The sequence below is a fragment of the Actinacidiphila acidipaludis genome (genome assembly GCF_019890725.1).
Classification (GTDB): domain Bacteria; phylum Actinomycetota; class Actinomycetes; order Streptomycetales; family Streptomycetaceae; genus Actinacidiphila; species Actinacidiphila acidipaludis.
Window position 1 is genome coordinate 73497 of sequence record NZ_JAINZZ010000005.1, and the last position, 16289, is coordinate 89785.

15 protein-coding genes and 1 pseudogene are annotated in these 16289 nt (G+C 69.1%); 4 read left to right on the forward strand and 12 right to left on the reverse strand.

Going from position 1 to position 16289, the window contains the following annotated elements; genetic code table 11:
* Window positions 1-43: 43 nt before the first annotated feature.
* Complete coding sequence (locus K7862_RS06265) at window positions 44-1723, reverse strand: ricin-type beta-trefoil lectin domain protein (RefSeq protein WP_308011874.1); 1680 nt, start codon at window positions 1721-1723, stop codon at window positions 44-46.
* A gap of 158 nt (window positions 1724-1881) precedes the next feature.
* Window positions 1882-2082 carry a hypothetical protein gene (locus tag K7862_RS06270; RefSeq protein WP_222961406.1) on the reverse strand — a complete coding sequence of 67 codons (201 nt, stop codon included), beginning with the start codon at window positions 2080-2082 and terminating at the stop codon, window positions 1882-1884.
* Between the two features lie 513 nt (window positions 2083-2595).
* Here K7862_RS06270 and K7862_RS06275 point away from each other — a divergent pair.
* Both K7862_RS06275 and secY read left to right on the forward strand, forming a co-directional pair.
* Entirely contained in the window at window positions 2596-3108 is a 513-nt protein-coding gene (locus K7862_RS06275) for a hypothetical protein (protein ID WP_308011875.1), read from the forward strand.
* Between the two features lie 367 nt (window positions 3109-3475).
* Window positions 3476-4792 (forward strand): preprotein translocase subunit SecY, encoded by a 1317-nt coding sequence (gene secY / locus K7862_RS06280; protein WP_222961407.1) that lies wholly within the window; start codon window positions 3476-3478, stop codon window positions 4790-4792.
* Between the two features lie 79 nt (window positions 4793-4871).
* On the opposite strand, the gene K7862_RS06285 is transcribed toward secY, so the two are convergent.
* From K7862_RS06285 to K7862_RS06300, 4 genes are all read right to left on the reverse strand, one after another.
* Entirely contained in the window at window positions 4872-5348 is a 477-nt protein-coding gene (locus tag K7862_RS06285; protein WP_222961408.1) for a hypothetical protein, read from the reverse strand.
* Window positions 5349-5483: 135 nt separating this feature from the next.
* Window positions 5484-6179, reverse strand: a complete 696-nt coding sequence (locus K7862_RS06290; protein ID WP_222961409.1) for a hypothetical protein — start codon at window positions 6177-6179, stop codon at window positions 5484-5486.
* Window positions 6176-7345: a hypothetical protein gene (locus K7862_RS06295; RefSeq protein WP_222961410.1), complete on the reverse strand. Its 1170-nt coding sequence runs from the start codon at window positions 7343-7345 to the stop codon at window positions 6176-6178. The genes K7862_RS06290 and K7862_RS06295 overlap by 4 nt, the downstream gene beginning before the upstream one ends.
* 227 nt (window positions 7346-7572) lie before the next feature.
* On the reverse strand, window positions 7573-8289 hold the full coding sequence (locus tag K7862_RS06300; RefSeq protein ID WP_222961411.1) for a G1 family glutamic endopeptidase: 717 nt from the start codon (window positions 8287-8289) through the stop codon (window positions 7573-7575).
* 252 nt (window positions 8290-8541) lie between these two features.
* On the opposite strand from K7862_RS06300, the gene K7862_RS06305 reads away from it, so the two are divergent.
* Window positions 8542-10083: a sulfatase family protein gene (locus tag K7862_RS06305; protein ID WP_222961412.1), complete on the forward strand. Its 1542-nt coding sequence runs from the start codon at window positions 8542-8544 to the stop codon at window positions 10081-10083.
* 90 nt (window positions 10084-10173) lie between these two features.
* Here the strand turns inward: K7862_RS06305 and K7862_RS06310 are convergent.
* The 6 genes and pseudogenes from K7862_RS06310 to K7862_RS06335 all read right to left on the reverse strand — a co-directional run.
* Window positions 10174-10557 (reverse strand): annotated as a pseudogene (locus K7862_RS06310) (GNAT family N-acetyltransferase); the annotation flags it as partial.
* Window positions 10558-10613: 56 nt separating this feature from the next.
* Window positions 10614-10982 carry a hypothetical protein gene (locus K7862_RS06315; RefSeq protein WP_222961414.1) on the reverse strand — a complete coding sequence of 123 codons (369 nt, stop codon included), beginning with the start codon at window positions 10980-10982 and terminating at the stop codon, window positions 10614-10616.
* A 147-nt stretch (window positions 10983-11129) separates the two neighbouring features.
* Window positions 11130-11906: a helix-turn-helix domain-containing protein gene (locus K7862_RS06320; protein ID WP_222961415.1), complete on the reverse strand. Its 777-nt coding sequence runs from the start codon at window positions 11904-11906 to the stop codon at window positions 11130-11132.
* Window positions 11907-12317: 411 nt separating this feature from the next.
* Window positions 12318-12527, reverse strand: a complete 210-nt coding sequence (locus K7862_RS06325; RefSeq protein ID WP_222961416.1) for a hypothetical protein — start codon at window positions 12525-12527, stop codon at window positions 12318-12320.
* A gap of 191 nt (window positions 12528-12718) precedes the next feature.
* The gene (locus tag K7862_RS06330) at window positions 12719-14572 is read right to left on the reverse strand and encodes a glycoside hydrolase family 15 protein (protein ID WP_222961417.1); all 1854 of its coding nucleotides are present in this window, start codon (window positions 14570-14572) and stop codon (window positions 12719-12721) included.
* 370 nt (window positions 14573-14942) lie between these two features.
* Window positions 14943-15449, reverse strand: coding sequence for a ricin-type beta-trefoil lectin domain protein (locus K7862_RS06335; protein WP_222961418.1), 507 nt, complete (start codon window positions 15447-15449; stop codon window positions 14943-14945).
* Between the two features lie 169 nt (window positions 15450-15618).
* Between K7862_RS06335 and K7862_RS06340 the strand changes: the two genes are divergently transcribed.
* Window positions 15619-16224, forward strand: coding sequence for a dihydrofolate reductase family protein (locus K7862_RS06340; protein ID WP_222961419.1), 606 nt, complete (start codon window positions 15619-15621; stop codon window positions 16222-16224).
* Window positions 16225-16289 lie beyond the last annotated feature (65 nt).

A 16289-nucleotide genomic window follows, 5' to 3' on the forward strand; every position in this document is an offset into this window, starting at 1 on the left:
CCGGGCGGCGACCGCCTGCTGTGGTGCCGGCGGCCGAATGCGCTCAGGCCAGGGCGAACTTCTGGGCGGCCGAGCCGTTGCAGTCCCAGATCTGCAGCCGCGTGCCGTTGGCGGTCGCGCCCGACGGGGAGTCGATGCACCGGCCCGAAGTCGGGTTGCTCATCGATCCGTCGCCGTTGACGACCCAGTTCTGGTAGCCCCCGCCGTTGCAGGTCGCGAGCTGGAGCTTGGTGCCCGCGGCGCTGTTGCCTCCGGCGATGTCCAGGCACTTGCCGAGGGTCTGCAGGGTCTGGCCGTTCCAGGTCCACTTCTGGTCCAGTGACGTCGCCTGCTGGCAGTCCCACAGCTGGACCGCGGTGCCGTCGCCACCGGTGTCGTCACCCGCCACGTCCACGCACTTGCCACCCGGACCGTAGATCGGGGTGCCGATGGCGAACTTCTGGGCGCCGGAACCGTTGCAGTCCCAGATCTGCAGCCGCGTGCCGTTGGCGGTGCCGCCCGACGGGGAGTCGATGCACCGGCCCGAGGTGGGGTTCCGCAGCGAGCCGTCAGTCTGCCGCACCCAGTTCTGGTAGCCGCCGCTGTTGCACGTGGCGAGCTGCAGCGGTGTGCCGGCGGCGCTGTTGCCCCCGGCGATGTCCAGGCACTTGCCGAGGGTCTGCAGGGTCTGGCCGTTCCACGTCCAGTGCTGGTCCTTGGCCCCCGACTGGCAGTCCCACAGCTGGACCGCGGTGCCGTCGCCACCGGTGTCGTCACCCGCCACGTCGACGCACTTGCCACCAGGACCGGTGATCGTCTGGCCGCTCACCGAACCGCCGCCACCGCCGCCCCCGGAACCGGGGCCCTTGTTGTACACGGCCACCGAGTCGATGACGAGTTTGCCGCCGGAGACCGTGGCCGCGTTCGGGCCGCCGCCGAAGGCGTCGGGGAAGCCGCCGCCCATCGCCAGGTCGTAGATGATGAAGAACGGGTGGTCGACCGCGTTGGCCCAGGTGGTCGCGTCCACCTGGTTGGCGTTGATCGTGTAGAAGTTGTTCCCGTCGAGGTAGAACCGGATCTGCTCCGGCGACACCGAGCGGTCGATCTCCGTCGCGTAGTCGTGGAAGCCCGTCTGGCAGCCGGGACAGGCGCGTTCACCCGAGCCGATGCCCGTCGACTCGTTGCACGGCCCGCCCGGGTTGACGCCGCAGTGGAGGGTGCTGAAGTCGGAGCTGCGGCCGTTGATGTCCTCCATGATGTCGACCTCGCCGGAGGTCGGCCAGGTCACCCCGCTGCGCAGGGGGGAGCCGAGCATCCAGAAGGCCGGCCAGTAGCCCGCGCCGTTGGCGGTGGTGACGTTGGGCTGCTGCAGCACGGACTCGATGCGGACGATGCCGCCGGCCGGGGCGCCGAACGTCGCCGCCTGGGTCTCCACCCGGCCGGACGTCCAGCCCGCGCGCGGGTCGGAACCGGAGTGGTTGGCCTGCAGCACCAGGTGACCCTGACCGTCGTAGTAGACGTTCGAGGTGCTGTTGGTCATGGTCTCGATCTCACCGGTGCCGAAGCTGCTGCCCGGTCCGGTGTCGTACTTCCAGAGGCTCTGGTCGATGCCGGTGCCGGACCCGCCGTTGAAGTCGTCGCTCCAGGTGAGGGTGAAGCCCGAGGGCGGCGCGGGCACCGCCGCCTGGGCGTTCGCTGTGGCGACGACGGTGGCCGCCACCGTGGCCGCGACGACGGGGAGCACTGAGAGCGCTCTCTTCCACGCGCGGCGTCGCCGCCCTGCATGGTTCACATGCATGTGTTCTGACCTCCGAAAGGGGGCATGGGGGTGTGTGTCTGCTCCGCGACCTCTGCGGGCCCCGGCTCGGCCGGGGACGCTGCGCGGCGTTGCTCTCGCGGCCCTTACGTGAACTGCCTGCGGTGGTCGGCGGTGTCGTTGGCGCCGGCGGTGCCGTTGCCGAACGGCAGGGTCTGGACGGCGTGGCCGACGGGTACACCGGGGACGACATGGGCGCCGCGGACGACGTGGGCGGTGGACGTCGGATCGGCGCCCGCACCGGGGGCGTGGACCGCTTGGCGGCCGGCAGGGAACGCCGGCCGCACGGGAAGGGGGAATCCTGTCGCTGCCGCGGTGGGGGCGGACAGCGGGGAACGCCGGTAGACCACAGGGACCCTCCCGTGTAGAGGGGAGCTCGTCACCGAGGTGACGATTGTGGGGGGTGGTGCTGCGTGTGCGATTCTGCGCGGGTGAACCTATTGGACTGAACCAATAGCGTCAAGGTCCCCGGCCACCTCTTTCGCTGGGGGGCACCAGGCCTCGGGTGGACCGCGGGTCGGTGAGAGCGGCACCGTCGTGCAATCGACCGCGACGGTCGGACCAACTCCGGTGCCGGTGCGGTAAGTTGGTGCGCCGCTCAGATGACCGCCGGGTCACCCGGGCGCGGCCCTCGAGCACGGCCCATCTCCAGTCCTGGCTCACTCACCGAACGGGGACAAGCAATCCATCGCCGTACGCGTGCCCGCGTTGCGCCGGCCGCTCTGTCCCTCGCAGCCGGCGTGCTTCTCGGCCTTGCGGGCCCCGTCACCGGCACGTGGGGCAATCCCGTCTGCTCCGCCGTGAGTATCACTTTTTCCAGCGGCTGGCCGTGGGCTTGCTATGCGTTCCTGGTGGGTTGCTTCCGTCGGTCCAAGGTCGAATCGATCGTGTTGTCGGCCCTGGGGCTGACGGTCGGAGTGGCCGCCTACTATCTCGCCAAGAAAGCGAGCCCCTCGGTTCCGGGCGGCGGATGGGAACACGGCGCCGCCGGCACGGGACAGGCGCTCGTGTGGGTGGCAGCGGCTTTCGTCCTCGGTGCACCCGTGGGATTCTTGGGAAACGTCGCACGAACACCCGGAATAGGCGGCCTTCCGTTCCGTCTGCTCGTTCCCCTGATCGCCTGCTTCGAAGCCACCGAGCGATTGGGCACAGAGGCCCGTGCGCAAGGGACGGCGTTCTCCGTGACCTGGAACGTGACGCGCGTCGCCGCGGTCGTGTGCGCCGCCGTTCTCGTCGGGCACACGGTGTGGAGCTGGTGGACGCGGCGGAGCCGCGGGGAAGAGGGAGTGGACGCCGGCATGCCGGGGAAGTAAGGCGCAGCCGCCCGAAGTGGAGTACCTCGGCGCACCCGGCACGGGCCGGCTGTCGCCCGGCATCCCATAGCTGGAGCCAGGCCGTACGGTCACACGACGGGCCTGGCCCGCGATCAGGGCAAGCACAGCCCGGATGCTGGTTCACCGAGCGTGACGGAATTCCATCGCTGCGGCGGCCATGGTTCAGGGTGGCGGAAGTATGGCACATGGGTGAGGTCCAGCGAACACGCGCAGGCCTCTGAATCCGTCTGCGCGTAGCGGTCTGACGGTATTTTGACCCAGACAAACTGGGACATTCCCCCCATCGGTCAGTCCCACCCGCCCAGCGAGCGGAACTCCCCGCCGGAGTCCGAGTGCAGGAGGCAGTGTGCTCACCGCGTTCGCCCGGGCCTTCAGGACGCCCGACCTCCGCAAGAAGATGCTCTTCACGCTGGGCATGCTGGTGGTCTACCGGCTCGGCGCACATGTGCCTGTGCCGGGCATCGACTACAAGGTGGTCACCAACTGCATCAGGGACACGAAGGGCAACAACACTCTCTTCGGCCTGGTCAACCTCTTCAGCGGCGGCGCGCTGCTGCAGCTGACCATTTTCGCGCTCGGGATCCTGCCGTACATCACGGCCAGCATCATCCTTCAACTGCTGACCGTGGTCATCCCGCGCCTCGAAGCCCTGAAGAAGGAGGGTCAGGCCGGCACGACGAAGATCACGCAGTACACGCGCTACCTGACGGTGGCACTCGCCGTGCTGCAGGCCACCGGCCTGGTGGCCACCGCCCGCTCCGGCAGCCTCTTCTCGACCTGTACCCAGGCGTCGCAGATCGTCCCGAACCAGTCGGTCTTCACCACCGTGACCATGGTCATCTGCATGACCGCGGGCACCGGCCTGGTGATGTGGCTCGGTGAGCTGATCACCGACCGCGGCATCGGCAACGGCATGTCGCTGCTGATGTTCGTCTCGATCGCCGCCGGCTTCCCCGGCAACCTGTGGGCGATCAAGGTCTCCGGCAAGATCGCCGGTGGCTGGGTCGAGTTCCTCGCGGTCATCGCCATCGGCCTCGTGATCATCGGCCTCGTGGTCTTCGTCGAGCAGGCCCAGCGCCGCATCCCGGTCCAGTACGCGAAACGGATGATCGGCCGGCGTTCCTACGGCGGCTCGTCCACCTACATCCCGCTGAAGGTCAACCAGGCGGGCGTGATCCCGGTCATCTTCGCCTCGTCGCTGCTCTTCATCCCGGCACTGATCGTCCAGTTCTCCGGTTCGAGGGCCGGCTGGGCACAGTGGATCAGCCGCAATCTGACCAAGGGCGACCATCCGCTCTATCTGACGGCCTATTTCCTGCTGATCATCTTCTTCGCCTTCTTCTACGTCGCGATCTCCTTCAATCCCGAGGAAGTCGCGGACAACATGAAGAAGTACGGTGGTTTCATTCCGGGCATCCGGGCCGGTCGTCCGACCTCCGAGTACCTGAGCTATGTGCTCAACCGGATCACGTGGCCGGGTGCGCTGTACCTGGGCCTCATCGCTCTCGTTCCCACGGTCGCCATCGCGATCTTCAACGGAAGCAACGGCAACTTCCCCCTCGGGGGCACCAGCATCCTCATCATCGTCGGCGTGGGCCTGGAAACCGTGAAGCAGATCGAGAGCCAGCTCCAGCAGCACAACTACGAGGGGTTCCTCCGCTGAAAGGTGGGCCGTGGCCACGCGGTCCCGGAGTCGCGCCACCCGTTGCCGCGGTCCTCGACGGCGGCCTCGTCCTGGTCACCTACGCGGCGTGGCACTCGGATGTGGCCTCCCGGCGGAAGCTCCAGTTCGGAGGGGCGCCCACGCCGCTGGAACCGGTCAACGTCAGCCTGTAACAAACCTCGACCTCCTGCGGGGCTTCGGGTCTGCCGTACCCCTTGTGCAGGAGGAACGTCACCACCGTGGTGCCGCCTTCGGACCTGACGTCGGCAGCGCTTATGGTCGTCCCTCTCGGCGCCGGTACCGCGCGGGCACGGTCGCCGGTGACGGTGCCGGACCTCGCGGTTTTGAGGAGCGCGGAGGCGTAAGCGTTGGCCGCGGTTTCGACGTTCCGCTGCGCCTGCTCTCTGCTGATCTCGCCGACCGGCGGCGGCTTGGGGACGGTCGCGAACGCGTACAGGAGGAAGGCGAGGCCGAGGATCGCCGCAAGGAGGGTTGTGACGGCGATCGCGGTGGCAGGGGAGCGGCGCTGTGGCCGAGCGTCCGCGGTGGATTCCATCTGCGCCTCTCGTGCAGGCCGACGGCGGGGGTGCCGACCGCCTGCGCGGCGGCCAGCATGTGCCGCCATGGTGGGGTGAGTACTTCGCCGCCGCCGTCGGACGGTCGACGGGCAGCGCCGGCACGCCTGATGTAGCTACCGGTTGCGGGACCCGACCGCCCAGGCGATGACCGCCGCGACGGCCATCCCTGCTCCGCCCAATGCCGCGTAGGCCCTGCGGCGGCCCGCGGCCGCCCTGGCCTCCGCCTTCGGCGGCCCGGTTTCGGGAGATGCCGGCGCCCGCTCGCCGCCCGCGGAAGGCGGCACTGGCCGCGGCGCCACGCGGCGCTCCTCCAGCAGTTCCCAGTCCAACGGCCGGCCCGGACCGGTTCGGCGGACGTGGAAGGAGCACGTGGGCGCAGGCCCTGGCCATGCCAGGTCAGCCCGCCAGAATTCTCGCAAGTGCCCGGCGCACTCCTCGGCGCCACGGCCCAGGACGTCGTCCGTGACCGTACCCGCCTGCGCCGCGCGCTCGACGACGCCTTCGACGACCGGGACGGGCCGCCCGTGCTCGTCTCGCGGCCGGTCGCCCTCCGCCCCCAGGTCGGCGGCCTCGGCGAGCCGCACCCGGAACAGCACGGCGAAGTCCCCCACCGCCGTTCCCTTCACGGCTCGCCGACGGGCCTGCCCCGGGGCCATCGGTGATCCTCCGGCCGTCTCCCACAGCAGATCGACCAGGCCCGCATCGCACAGGAAGTCGGGAGCCGCCACGACCTGGAAGCCGGACCGGCGGCCCCGGCTGATCAGGAACGGCCAGAAGTCGGCTTCGCCGGCGCTCTCCGCAGACGTCACGTGAGCCTCGTTCCCCGGTTCTCAGGACGCTGCTCGACGTCGTTCAAGAGCCGCACGGTCCGGTGCAGGACGAAGTGCGCGGCGGACATGTCGTCCCGCACGGCGTTGACGCTGCGCCGGCGGAACGACCTCTGCAGCCTGCGCGCCTTGCGCAGTTCACTCGGCGGAACGTCCAACGCTCGTCCCGCCAGCGACGAGGTCGCGGTGAGGAATCCCGCGAGCATGTGCACCGGAACCTGGATCCCGCGCGAGGACAACAGGGCGGAAAGCGGGGTCGCGACTCCCGCGGTGAAGGTACGGCGGATCGCTCCACGGCTGCCGGCCGTGGCGCCGGCCCCGGTCCGGCGACGCTCCTCCGCCGCCACCTCGTAGGCGCGCGCCAAGAGGTCGGGCAGGACCGCTCCGAACGCCAGGTCGACGTTGTAGGGCTCGGGTCTCCTGTTGGCCCGCTTTCTCATCTCTCCGGTCGAGTCCAGGAACGCGAACTCCAGGCCGACCGAACTCACCGGGAGCAGTCGGATGCGTCCCGGAGGGACGGCCATCCGACGCGTCTTCCAGGTGCGGCGACTGGCCACGAGCGAGGAGAAGTGGGGGTGCCGCATGAGCCGCTCGCGGATCTGCTCCAGGGTGTAGTGGCCGGCCAGCAGGTCCCATTTGGTGATGACGAAATGAATCGGGCCCGTGGAATTCTGCATCAGCAGGAAGGTCCTCGACATCTGGTCCAAGAAGTCGGATTCACCGCGCATCATCTCCAGGATGCGGCGGCCGTCGAGCAGTCCCAGCAGGGCGTCGGCCTCCCGCAGGGTGTCCACGAACTCCTGCGACGCGCCACCGTCTCGCACCCCGGTCAGTGACTCGCCCGCGTAGTCGATGTAGCGCACCTTCATCGCGGTGAATTGCCCATGCGGGCTGATCACCTTGCAGGAGAAGACCCACTCGGGGATGTCGCCGGGCAGCGTCGACGGCGGCCAGTCCGGGCCTGGGTCGGCGACCTGCCGGAAGACCTCCTCCAAGCGGTTTTCCTTACGGACGTCGTCCAGGCTCAAATGACAAAGCAGCCCGGGATGGTGGACCTTGAGTGTCTGCCACAGCGCGGCGAGGTACACCGTCTTGCCCGCGCCGGACGGTCCCAGCGTGACAACGGTGTAGGCAGCCGGCTCTTCCACGTCTCTCCCCCTGGGCCTCGCAAGCGGCACTTCGCCCAGCCTAGGGAACCGCGGAGACAGCCACGCGGAATTCCCGAGGAACCCTGCGGGCCATCCGGGCAGCCGCGGGAACGAGGAGGCCGCATTACGCGGCCGTAGGGGCTCTTTCGCGGAACCGCGGAACCGCGGAAGTGCCGTGCCGCAACCTGCGTGCGCTGGGGCGGGTGAGCGCCCCAGCGCCGGTGCGGCTACTCCCGCAGGTAGGTCTCGCTGAAGCTGGTGCCGCTGGAGCCGAGCGCGCTGGTCCGCGCCTCGTAGGCGCCGTTCGACGGGTCGAGCGCGACCGGGCCGTAGGAGCCGAGGGAGTTTCCGTTGACGGTGGCCGACGTGAAGTTGAGGGTGCCGAAGTTCGGGTACGCCCCGGTCGGCGACTCGATGATGACTTCGGCGCTGGTCCGCTGGGCGGAGAGCGACTTGGACGTGGTGTAGGTCCAGCCGCGCGTCGAGTCGTTCAGCTTGAGGGTGTACTTGCTGCTTCCGGCGTAGGTCACCGAGGCGGTTATGTGGTCGCCGGCCGACACCGGGTACGAACTGGTGCTCAGGTACACCGGGTTCGCCGGGTACATCTCGTACCAGGCCTGGTGCACCGCCCGGCCGCTGGAGCAGTCCGTCGCCACGCCGGTCTGCTCCACGGTGGACGAGCCGTAGCCGTCGATACCGACCCAGGGCGCATACAGGTCGTTGGTGGAGTTGCAGGTCGCGTTCGCTTCGGTCCAGGCCGCCGAGACCGAGGTGAAACCGCTGCCCTGGGCGGCGTAACCGCCCCAGTTGTAGCCGTTGATGTTGTAGTGCAGGGGGCGGAACGACAGTCCCGGCGCGGCCGCCGCGCCGACCGGCACGGCGGTGGCCGCAAGGCTGGCCGCCGCTACCGCAACGGTGGCGACGCGGGACAGGATTCTGCGCATGCTGGCTCCTTGGTGGGGGGGAACAGGATGCTCAAAACGCCACCCCTGGGCCGTGTGAGGAACTTGAGGCGGCAGTACAGAATCACCGACCGCCATGCACCTGTCAATAAGGCGTCCTTCACCGCGTTCCGTTGAACTGCTGTGCCCCAGAGGTGACTCCCGCGTGCGCGGCCCTCCCCCGTCACAGAGTTCCCACAAGGTCGGGCCCTACCGTGCGGCGCTCCGGTCCGCACGGAAGAAGGAGCTGGTGTCATGACCTATCGGCTGCGACGGCGCCGCCGGGCCCTCGCGCTCTGCGCGGGGTTCGCCTCGGTGCTCCTCCTGGGCGCGTGCACGAGCAGCGGGGCGCGCCGAGAGGGGCCGGCGCCGTCCGTCCCGGCCTCCGCCTCGACGGCACCGGGCGCCCAGACGAAGCCCAACATCGTGTTCGTGCTCACCGACGACCTGTCGTGGAACCTCGTGTCCTCCATGCCGCACGTCGAGGAACTGCAGCGGGACGGGACGACGTTCAGCGACTACTTCGTGACCGACTCACTCTGCTGCCCGTCGCGGTCGTCGATGTTCACCGGCGACTACCCGCACAACACCGGCGTGTTCACCAACAACGGCGACGACGGCGGCTACGCGGCGTTCAACCGCAACGGCGACGAGAAGAAGTGCTACGCGCCCGCCATGCAGAAGGCCGGCTACCGCACCGGCTTCATGGGGAAGTACCTCAACGGCTACCAGCCGGCCGACACCGACGGCACCGGCAAACCGTACGTCCCGCCGGGCTGGAGCGAGTGGGACGCGGCCGGCAACGGCTACCCGGAGTTCGACTACGACCTGAACGAGAACGGCAAGGTCGTCCACTACGGGCACGAGCCGTCCGACTACCTGACGGACGTGGTGGGGCGCAAGGCGAAGTCGTTCATCGACGGCGCCGCGACCGACCACAAGCCGTTCATGCTCGAACTGGCCACGTTCGCCCCGCACGCGCCGTCCACCCCCGCACCGCGCGACGCGCACCTCTTCCCCGGCATCAAGGCGCCCCGCGGGCCCGCGTACGACACCGCGCCGTCACCGGTGCCGGCGTGGCAGCGCGGCCTCATGCCGCTGTCGGGCAAGGAACAGCGGTCCATCGATGAGAAGTTCGCCAAGCGCGTACGGTCCGTGCAGGCCGTCGACGACATGATCGCCGGCGTGCGGGCGGAGCTCACCGCGAAGGGCCTCGCCGACAACACCTACCTGGTGTTCACGTCGGACAACGGCTTCCACATGGGCGAGCACCGGTTGCGGCCGGGCAAGCAGACGGCCTACGACACCGACATCAAAGTCCCGTTGATGGTGGTCGGGCCGCAGGTGCCGGCGGGTCGCACGGTGTCCCAGCTCGCGGAGAACGTCGATCTCAGCCCGACGTTCCAGGATCTCGCGGGGCTCGGGGCGCCCGCCGTCGCCGACGGCCGCAGCCTCGCCGCGCTGCTGCACGGGTCCTCCCAGGTTTCCGGCTGGCGTCGGGCCGTGCTCGTCGAGCACCACCACCCCGGGTCCGCGAAGGACGATCCGGACGCGGCACCGGCCAACAGTGGGAACCCGCCGACGTACGAGGCGATCCGTACCGCCGACGCGGTGTGGGTGGAGTACGCGGACGGCGAGCGCGAGTACTACGACGTGGCCTCGGACCCGGACGAGCTGCACAACCGCGCGGCGTCCCTCACCGCCGCTCAGCGCACGTCACTCCACTCCGTGCTGGTCGCCCTCCAGCACTGTGCGGGTGCGGCCGCCTGCGCGAAGGCCGCGGCGCTCAGCCCTTGATGCCCTGGTGGGCCTGGGAACCCCTGAGGACGAGCCCGACCATGGTCGCGTCGGCCGTCGTATCGGCGACGAACGCCGCGAGACGCAGCATTACGCCAGGCCCTTGCGCATCAGCGTGCACATCGTCTCGTACCGCTGGAGCGAGCCGTCCTCGGCCTGCACGTCCCAGGAATCGAGCTCGCGGCCGAAGGCCCGGTAGCCCAGGCGTTCGTAAAGGGCGCGGGCACGCGGGTTGCCCTCCTCGACGCCGAGTTCGGCGCGGGTCAGGCCCCGGGCTCCGATCCGCTCCTCGGCGGCGCGGACCAGCAGCGTGCCGATCCCGCAGGACTGCGGGGCCGGGTGGACGCCGAGTTGCCAGAGCGTGCCGGCGCCGGGCTTGACCATGTAGTCGATGCCGCCGACCGCCACGGGGAGCCCGGACGGCGCGCACACGGCCAAGTAGTCGATCTCACCCGCCTCGGCCCGTCGGATCTGGTGGACGAGGTCGCGCACGTGCGGTGCATGGGATCACGCCCGGACAACTCAGGGCATCAGCACTGGCGGCGAAGTTCCCGCCAGGCATCGGTGAAGGAGAGCGTGACCGCACCGACCCAACTCGGATCCTCAGGGTCGTCCCAGGTCGCCGGCTCTGCCAGGAGCGACGGGATCCCGGGGCGTGGAACCGGTGGGCCGTAGTCAACTCCGGTGTGCCCGTCCGGTGCGGTCCAAGGCTCGATGCGGTGCACGTGCACCCAGCCGCGATCGACCAAATTGAGTACACCGCGTATCAGGTCGTCCTGCTCGTAGTCTTCGCCGTCCTCGATGTCGCCTTCGGCGTAGGCGAGAATGCCCCAAGCCTCCTGCGCGCAGATCATCAGCGCGTGTTCTATCGGGGTGACGTTCGACCACACATCGTTCATGCGGAGAGACTGACAGAGCGCAGCCTGGTCTGCTGCTCCAGCCCTGACCTCCCTGGCGATGGACCCACCATGGCGGGCCGGGCCCGGTCCATCTCGGAGCCGGAGCACTCCGGCCGGAGGCACCTCCCTGACCTGATCTCCGCGGCCCTACCCCTGTCCGGGCGGCCGGTTGTACGCATCGAGGGTCGCGCGATTGGTCGACGGGTCCTGGAGCACCATCTCCCACGGCCCGGTGTTGACGTCGAACTCCTTGCCGAACCCCACCCACTTGCCGGACATGCGGCGGCCCGTCGGCTCGACCAGCAACTGGACCGCCCCGTGGTAGCGGGCCCCGCGGTAGTAACCATCCGATGCTGTCTGTTCGGTCCACGTGCCCGTGACGATGTTCCTGTCGACCTCCAGGTCCATGGTCAGGGGGGAGTCCGACGAGCCGGGCAGCGACCGCACCGTGAGCCGGTCGCCGTGCTGCAGGACGACGACGTGGTGAGTACCGATGAACGACCCGTCGCGGCCGGAGCTGAAGTATTCGTATCGGCTGAGCCACACCCCGGAGTAGTTTCCGTGCTCGCTGCGCGGCGCCGTGTGCGCGTGCGTGGCCACCTGGCTGGCCGGCGGTGCGATGCCGTCCGGACCCGGAGTCACGTCGTGTCCGCCTTGCCCGTCCTCTGAGACGCGGGCTTCTGGTACGGGCACGGAGAAGCCGAGGGATGCCAGGGGCAGCCCGGTGACGGCTTCCAGCGCACGGGCGTAGATCGGCCGGGGCTGGACGATGACGCCGGATTCCCACCGCTGCACGAGGCGTTTGCTGGCGTCGTTGGGCTCTCCGGCGCGGGAGCCGGCCTCACGGATGGCTCGGGCCATGTCGTCCTGAGACAGCAACATGCCCATGCGGATGGCGCGCAGAGTGGCGTTCGGTGTTGCCATGCGATCACGGTAGCTGGAATACGTCGCGAGTGACACCGAAATGACGCCCTGCGTGTCCCCGGAATGACGCCTTACGTGACGCCGCGTCAGGCGACATTCCAGCGTCACAGTGACGGCATGACTGCGAAGCGTACCCACCCGGGGCTGACGATCCGGGTCTACAGGATCAACCCGCTCACGGGCAGCCGCACCACGGTCAAGGAACGAACCCAGCTCGCTGCCGCCGACGAACCGGTCACCACCTGGGCATGGCCCGCCTGCTCCTGCCCCCACTGCCGAGGACGCTGGATCAGCCCAGCTCCCGGCCGGCGAACGAGCCCGACATCAGTTGTCCATGATCAGTAGCCTGCTGGAGTGAACGACCCCATCCTGCCGGGATCTGGTCGTCGGCCGGCGGGGAGGCACTCCGACTCAACCTCGCTCGCGGCCCCGCTTGATCCACTCGTGCATGATCGAGCATGCCACACCGGGTCCGAGAACCATGGCCACGAACCACAAGAGCGCGCTGGCGGGCGAGTAGACGCGGTACTGCCAGCTCTCCGGCAACGCTGAAGGTGCCGCGTACAGGATGACCAACGCGGCCCATGTCGCCGCGATGACAGCCAACGTGCGCTTCTTCATCGTCTACTACTCCCGAGGGCGCACCCAACAGTTGAACGTGTTCAAGAGTAGCGGCCCTCGACGGTACTACGTGATGGCAGGTACCCCTCGAGATCTCATACACCGGCTGTGGCGGTTCCGCATGAAGAGGAGCGGCCGTCAGCGGATGGGCACGGGCACTCCAGCGCCTCCTCGCGGTGCCTCAGGGCCGTTCAGCCCAGGGCGCGGTCGAGGTTGAAGGCGGCGCTGATCAGGGACAGATGGGTGAAGGCCTGCGGGAAGTTGCCCAGTTGCTCGCCCGTGCGGCCGATCTCCTCGGCGTAGAGGCCGACATGGTTGGCGTACGTGAGCATCTTCTCGAAGGCCAGCCGGGCCTGTTCGGTGCGGCCGGCCCGGGTGAGCGCCTCGACGTACCAGAAGGAGCAGATCGAGAAGGTGCCCTCGGTGCCGCGCAGGCCGTCGGGGCTGACGCCCGGGTCGTAGCGGTAGACCAGCGAGTCGGAGACCAGGTCGGACGTCAGCGCGTCCAGCGTGGCCAGCCACTTGGGGTCCGTGGGCGAGACGAACTTGGCCAGCGGCATCATCAGCACGGACGCGTCCAGGACGTCACCGTCGAGTTGCTGCACGAACGCCTGCCGCTGGCGGGACCATCCGCGCCGCATGATCTGCCGGTAGATCGCATCGCGGTTGCGCTGCCAACGGGTCAGGTCGGCGGGCAGGCCGCGCCGGTTGGCCAGCCGGATGGCCCGCTCGATCGCCACCCAGCACATCAGCCGCGCGTACACGAAGTCGCGCCGGCCACCGCGTGACTCCCAGACGCCCTCGTCGGGCTGGTCCCAGTGGTCGCACAGCCAGTCCACCACCGCACCGACCTGCTCCCAGTGGTCGCTGCTGATGGGCCGGCCCCACTTGTCGTACAGATAGACGGAGTCGATCAGCGCGCCGTAGATGTCCAGCTGCAGCTGGCTCGTGGCCGCGTTTCCCACCCGCACGGGTGCGGAGCCCAGGTACCCCTCCAGATACGGCAGTTCGGACTCCGGCAGTTCGCGGCGCCCGTCGATGCCATACATGATCTGCAGCGGCCCGAAGACGGGATCGGGAGGACCGGCGCTGCAGGCGGACAGGAAGCCCATGAACGCCTCGGCCTCGCTGGTGAATCCGAGCCGCAGCATCGCGTACACGCAGAACGCGGCGTCCCGCACCCACACGTAGCGGTAGTCCCAGTTGCGCTCGCCGCCGATGCCCTCCGGAAGGCTGGTCGTGGGAGCGGCGACGAACGCGCCGGTCGGCGCGTAGGTGAGCAGCTTCAGGACGAGCGCCGAGCGGTGCACCATCTCGCGCCACCGCCCGTGGTACTTCGACTGGTGGAGCCAGCTCCGCCAGAAGCGCACGGTCTCCCCGAACTCCTCCTCGGCCTCGCCTTGCGGGCAGACCTTCGGGTCGTAGTCCGCGCTGTCCGTGCCGAGGTGGTCGAGGGCGAACACCGCCGACTCGCCTTCGACCAGTTTGAAGCGGCCGGTGACGTCCCGGCCGTCGCAATCCAGAGAGACCGTGGAGGTCAGGCCCAGGGACAGCGTCGGGGACTGGAAGACCGCCTCGTGACCGCGCAGCCGCGCGGTGTGCTCGTCTGCGCCGTAGTTGAATCGGGGCGCGATGCGAGCGGTGAACGGCAGCGTGCCGCGCACGCAGATGACCCGCCGGATCAACCGGTGCCTGCCGCCTTCGCGCGACTCGTCGACGACCGGCATGAAGTCCTGGATCTCGGCGACTCCGTCGGCGGCGAAGAACCGGGTGATCAGCACGTTCGTGTCGGGGAAGTAGAACTGGCGGGTCCGGGCCGGCACGTCCGCGGCCAGTTCGAAGGCGCCGCCGCGCTCGGAGTCCAGGATGGACGCGAAGACGCTGGGCGAGTCGAACCGCGGGCAGCAGTACCAGTCGATGGTGCCGTCGGTGCCGACGAGTGCGGCAGTCCGAAGGTCGCCGATCAGGCCGTGCTCGGCGACCGGCAGATAGCCGTCGGACAGGGCGCTTCCGGGCTCCCCGGGCCCTGTGGGTTCGAAGGCCATGGCGCCGCCTTCCTCCTCGGCCGTCGTGCTCCCGTTTCGAGCGTACGCCGACACGGTGCGGCTGACCTGCCGAGCAGCGCCGACCGCCGGCCGGCCCGCCGAGCAGCACCGACCGCCGGCCGGCCCGGAACGACGGCGCAGGATTTCGTCTCGGGCGGATCGCGGGTGGCGCGACGCGTTCGTGCCGTGGCCGGCGGTGACGCGCAGGACCGGACCTCTCGGCGCGACCGGGCTTCGACACCGCGGTCGCGGCCAAGAGGTCCTGGCCGTGCACGTCGTTTCGCCGATTCCGTGGGGCGGGTCAGAGCACGGTGCGCGTCCGCTTTCCGCGGGAACGCGCCGGCAGGGCCCTCATCACGTCATGGAAGGGTCAGTAGTGGGTGCCGTTCCAGGTCCATCGTGCGACCTCGATGCCGGACTGGCCCCAGGGGGTCGAGTAGACGGCGTCACCGTTGGCCGAGGTCCGCAGGTCGTTCTCCCCGCTGTACGTCGAGAGCTCGCTGTAGTCGCCGTTCCACAACTGCCCGGCGTTGAGGCCGCTGTCGCAGGCGCTCAGCCACACGGCGTTGGTGTCGGTCTTGTCGTCCGTGGTGAGGCACTTGCCGGTGGCGGCGCTCTTCAGCTGGCGGTAGGTGATCCCGCTCGGGTAGGCGGTGTACGAACTGCCCCAGTTCCAGTAGGTGCCCGGCGACTCGTCGCAGGGGCCCGACCAGACGTTGCTGGTCGTGGTGGAGCCGGTGAGGCAGTTGCCCTCGTAGGCGTTCTTGTACACCCAGTCGGTCGCCGCGAACGAGCTCGACATCGAGCCCGCCGCGGTGAGCAGGAGGGCGGCGAACATCACGGGCAGGGTCAGTCGCAGGGTGTTCCGAGTTTTCATGATCGCGAGGATTGGGGGCGCAGGCGTTGATCCTGTGAATCGAACATGAACATGGCACGTCGCGGCGGTCACACTCTCGACATGCACGCGTCAGCGGCGGCGCCGTGGCGGGCGGCCGATGAGTTTGCGGCAGGTGCGCGGTCTACCTCGCAACCGAAAGGAGCGCATCATGCGCAAGATCATCGTGTGTATGTTTCTGACGCTGGACGGTGTCCTGCAGGCGCCGGGCGGTCCGGACGAGGACACGCAGAGCGGGTTCGAGTACGGCGGCTGGCAGAAGCCGGTGTCCGACGACGAGGTCGGCGAGGCCGTCGCCGGCTGGTACGAAGCGTCCGACGCGATGCTGCTCGGCCGCAAGACGTACGAGATCTTCGCTTCCTACTGGCCGACGGCCGATCCCGGCAACCCGTTCACCGAGCGGATGAACAGCATGCACAAGTACGTGGCGTCCCGGACCCTGACGTCGGTGGAGTGGCAGAACTCCACGCTGCTGGAGGGTGACGTCGTCGACGCCGTCCGCGCGCTCAAGGCGTCCGACGGCGGCGACATCAACGTGGTGGGCAGCGGCGACCTCGCCCAGACCCTCATGCGCCACGGCCTCGTCGACGAATACCGGCTGACGATCCATCCGGTCGTCATCGGCACCGGCAAGCGCCTGTTCGCTGACGGAGCGATCCCCACGGCGCTGGAGCCGGTCAGCGTCTCGACGACGAAGAGCGGCACGATCGTCGGCGTCTACCGGCCGAGCGGTGAGCCCACCCACGACAGCTACTGAACGGCATGCCCGAAGACACCGCTGGTCCCGGACGACGCGACGGGGACGCCGGCGCGCGCCCACCG

Bases quoted from the DNA above. Each gene is read 5' to 3' on its own strand.
- K7862_RS06285 (WP_222961408.1), bottom strand. From the start codon at position 5,348: ATGGAATCCACCGCGGACGCTCGGCCACAGCGCCGCTCCCCTGCCACC.
- K7862_RS06300 (WP_222961411.1), bottom strand. From the start codon at position 8,289: ATGCGCAGAATCCTGTCCCGCGTCGCCACCGTTGCGGTAGCGGCGGCC.
- K7862_RS06305 (WP_222961412.1), top strand. From the start codon at position 8,542: ATGACCTATCGGCTGCGACGGCGCCGCCGGGCCCTCGCGCTCTGCGCG.
- K7862_RS06315 (WP_222961414.1), bottom strand. From the start codon at position 10,982: ATGAACGATGTGTGGTCGAACGTCACCCCGATAGAACACGCGCTGATG.
- K7862_RS06320 (WP_222961415.1), bottom strand. From the start codon at position 11,906: ATGGCAACACCGAACGCCACTCTGCGCGCCATCCGCATGGGCATGTTG.
- K7862_RS06325 (WP_222961416.1), bottom strand. From the start codon at position 12,527: ATGAAGAAGCGCACGTTGGCTGTCATCGCGGCGACATGGGCCGCGTTG.
- K7862_RS06330 (WP_222961417.1), bottom strand. From the start codon at position 14,572: ATGGCCTTCGAACCCACAGGGCCCGGGGAGCCCGGAAGCGCCCTGTCC.
- K7862_RS06335 (WP_222961418.1), bottom strand. From the start codon at position 15,449: ATGAAAACTCGGAACACCCTGCGACTGACCCTGCCCGTGATGTTCGCC.
- K7862_RS06340 (WP_222961419.1), top strand. From the start codon at position 15,619: ATGCGCAAGATCATCGTGTGTATGTTTCTGACGCTGGACGGTGTCCTG.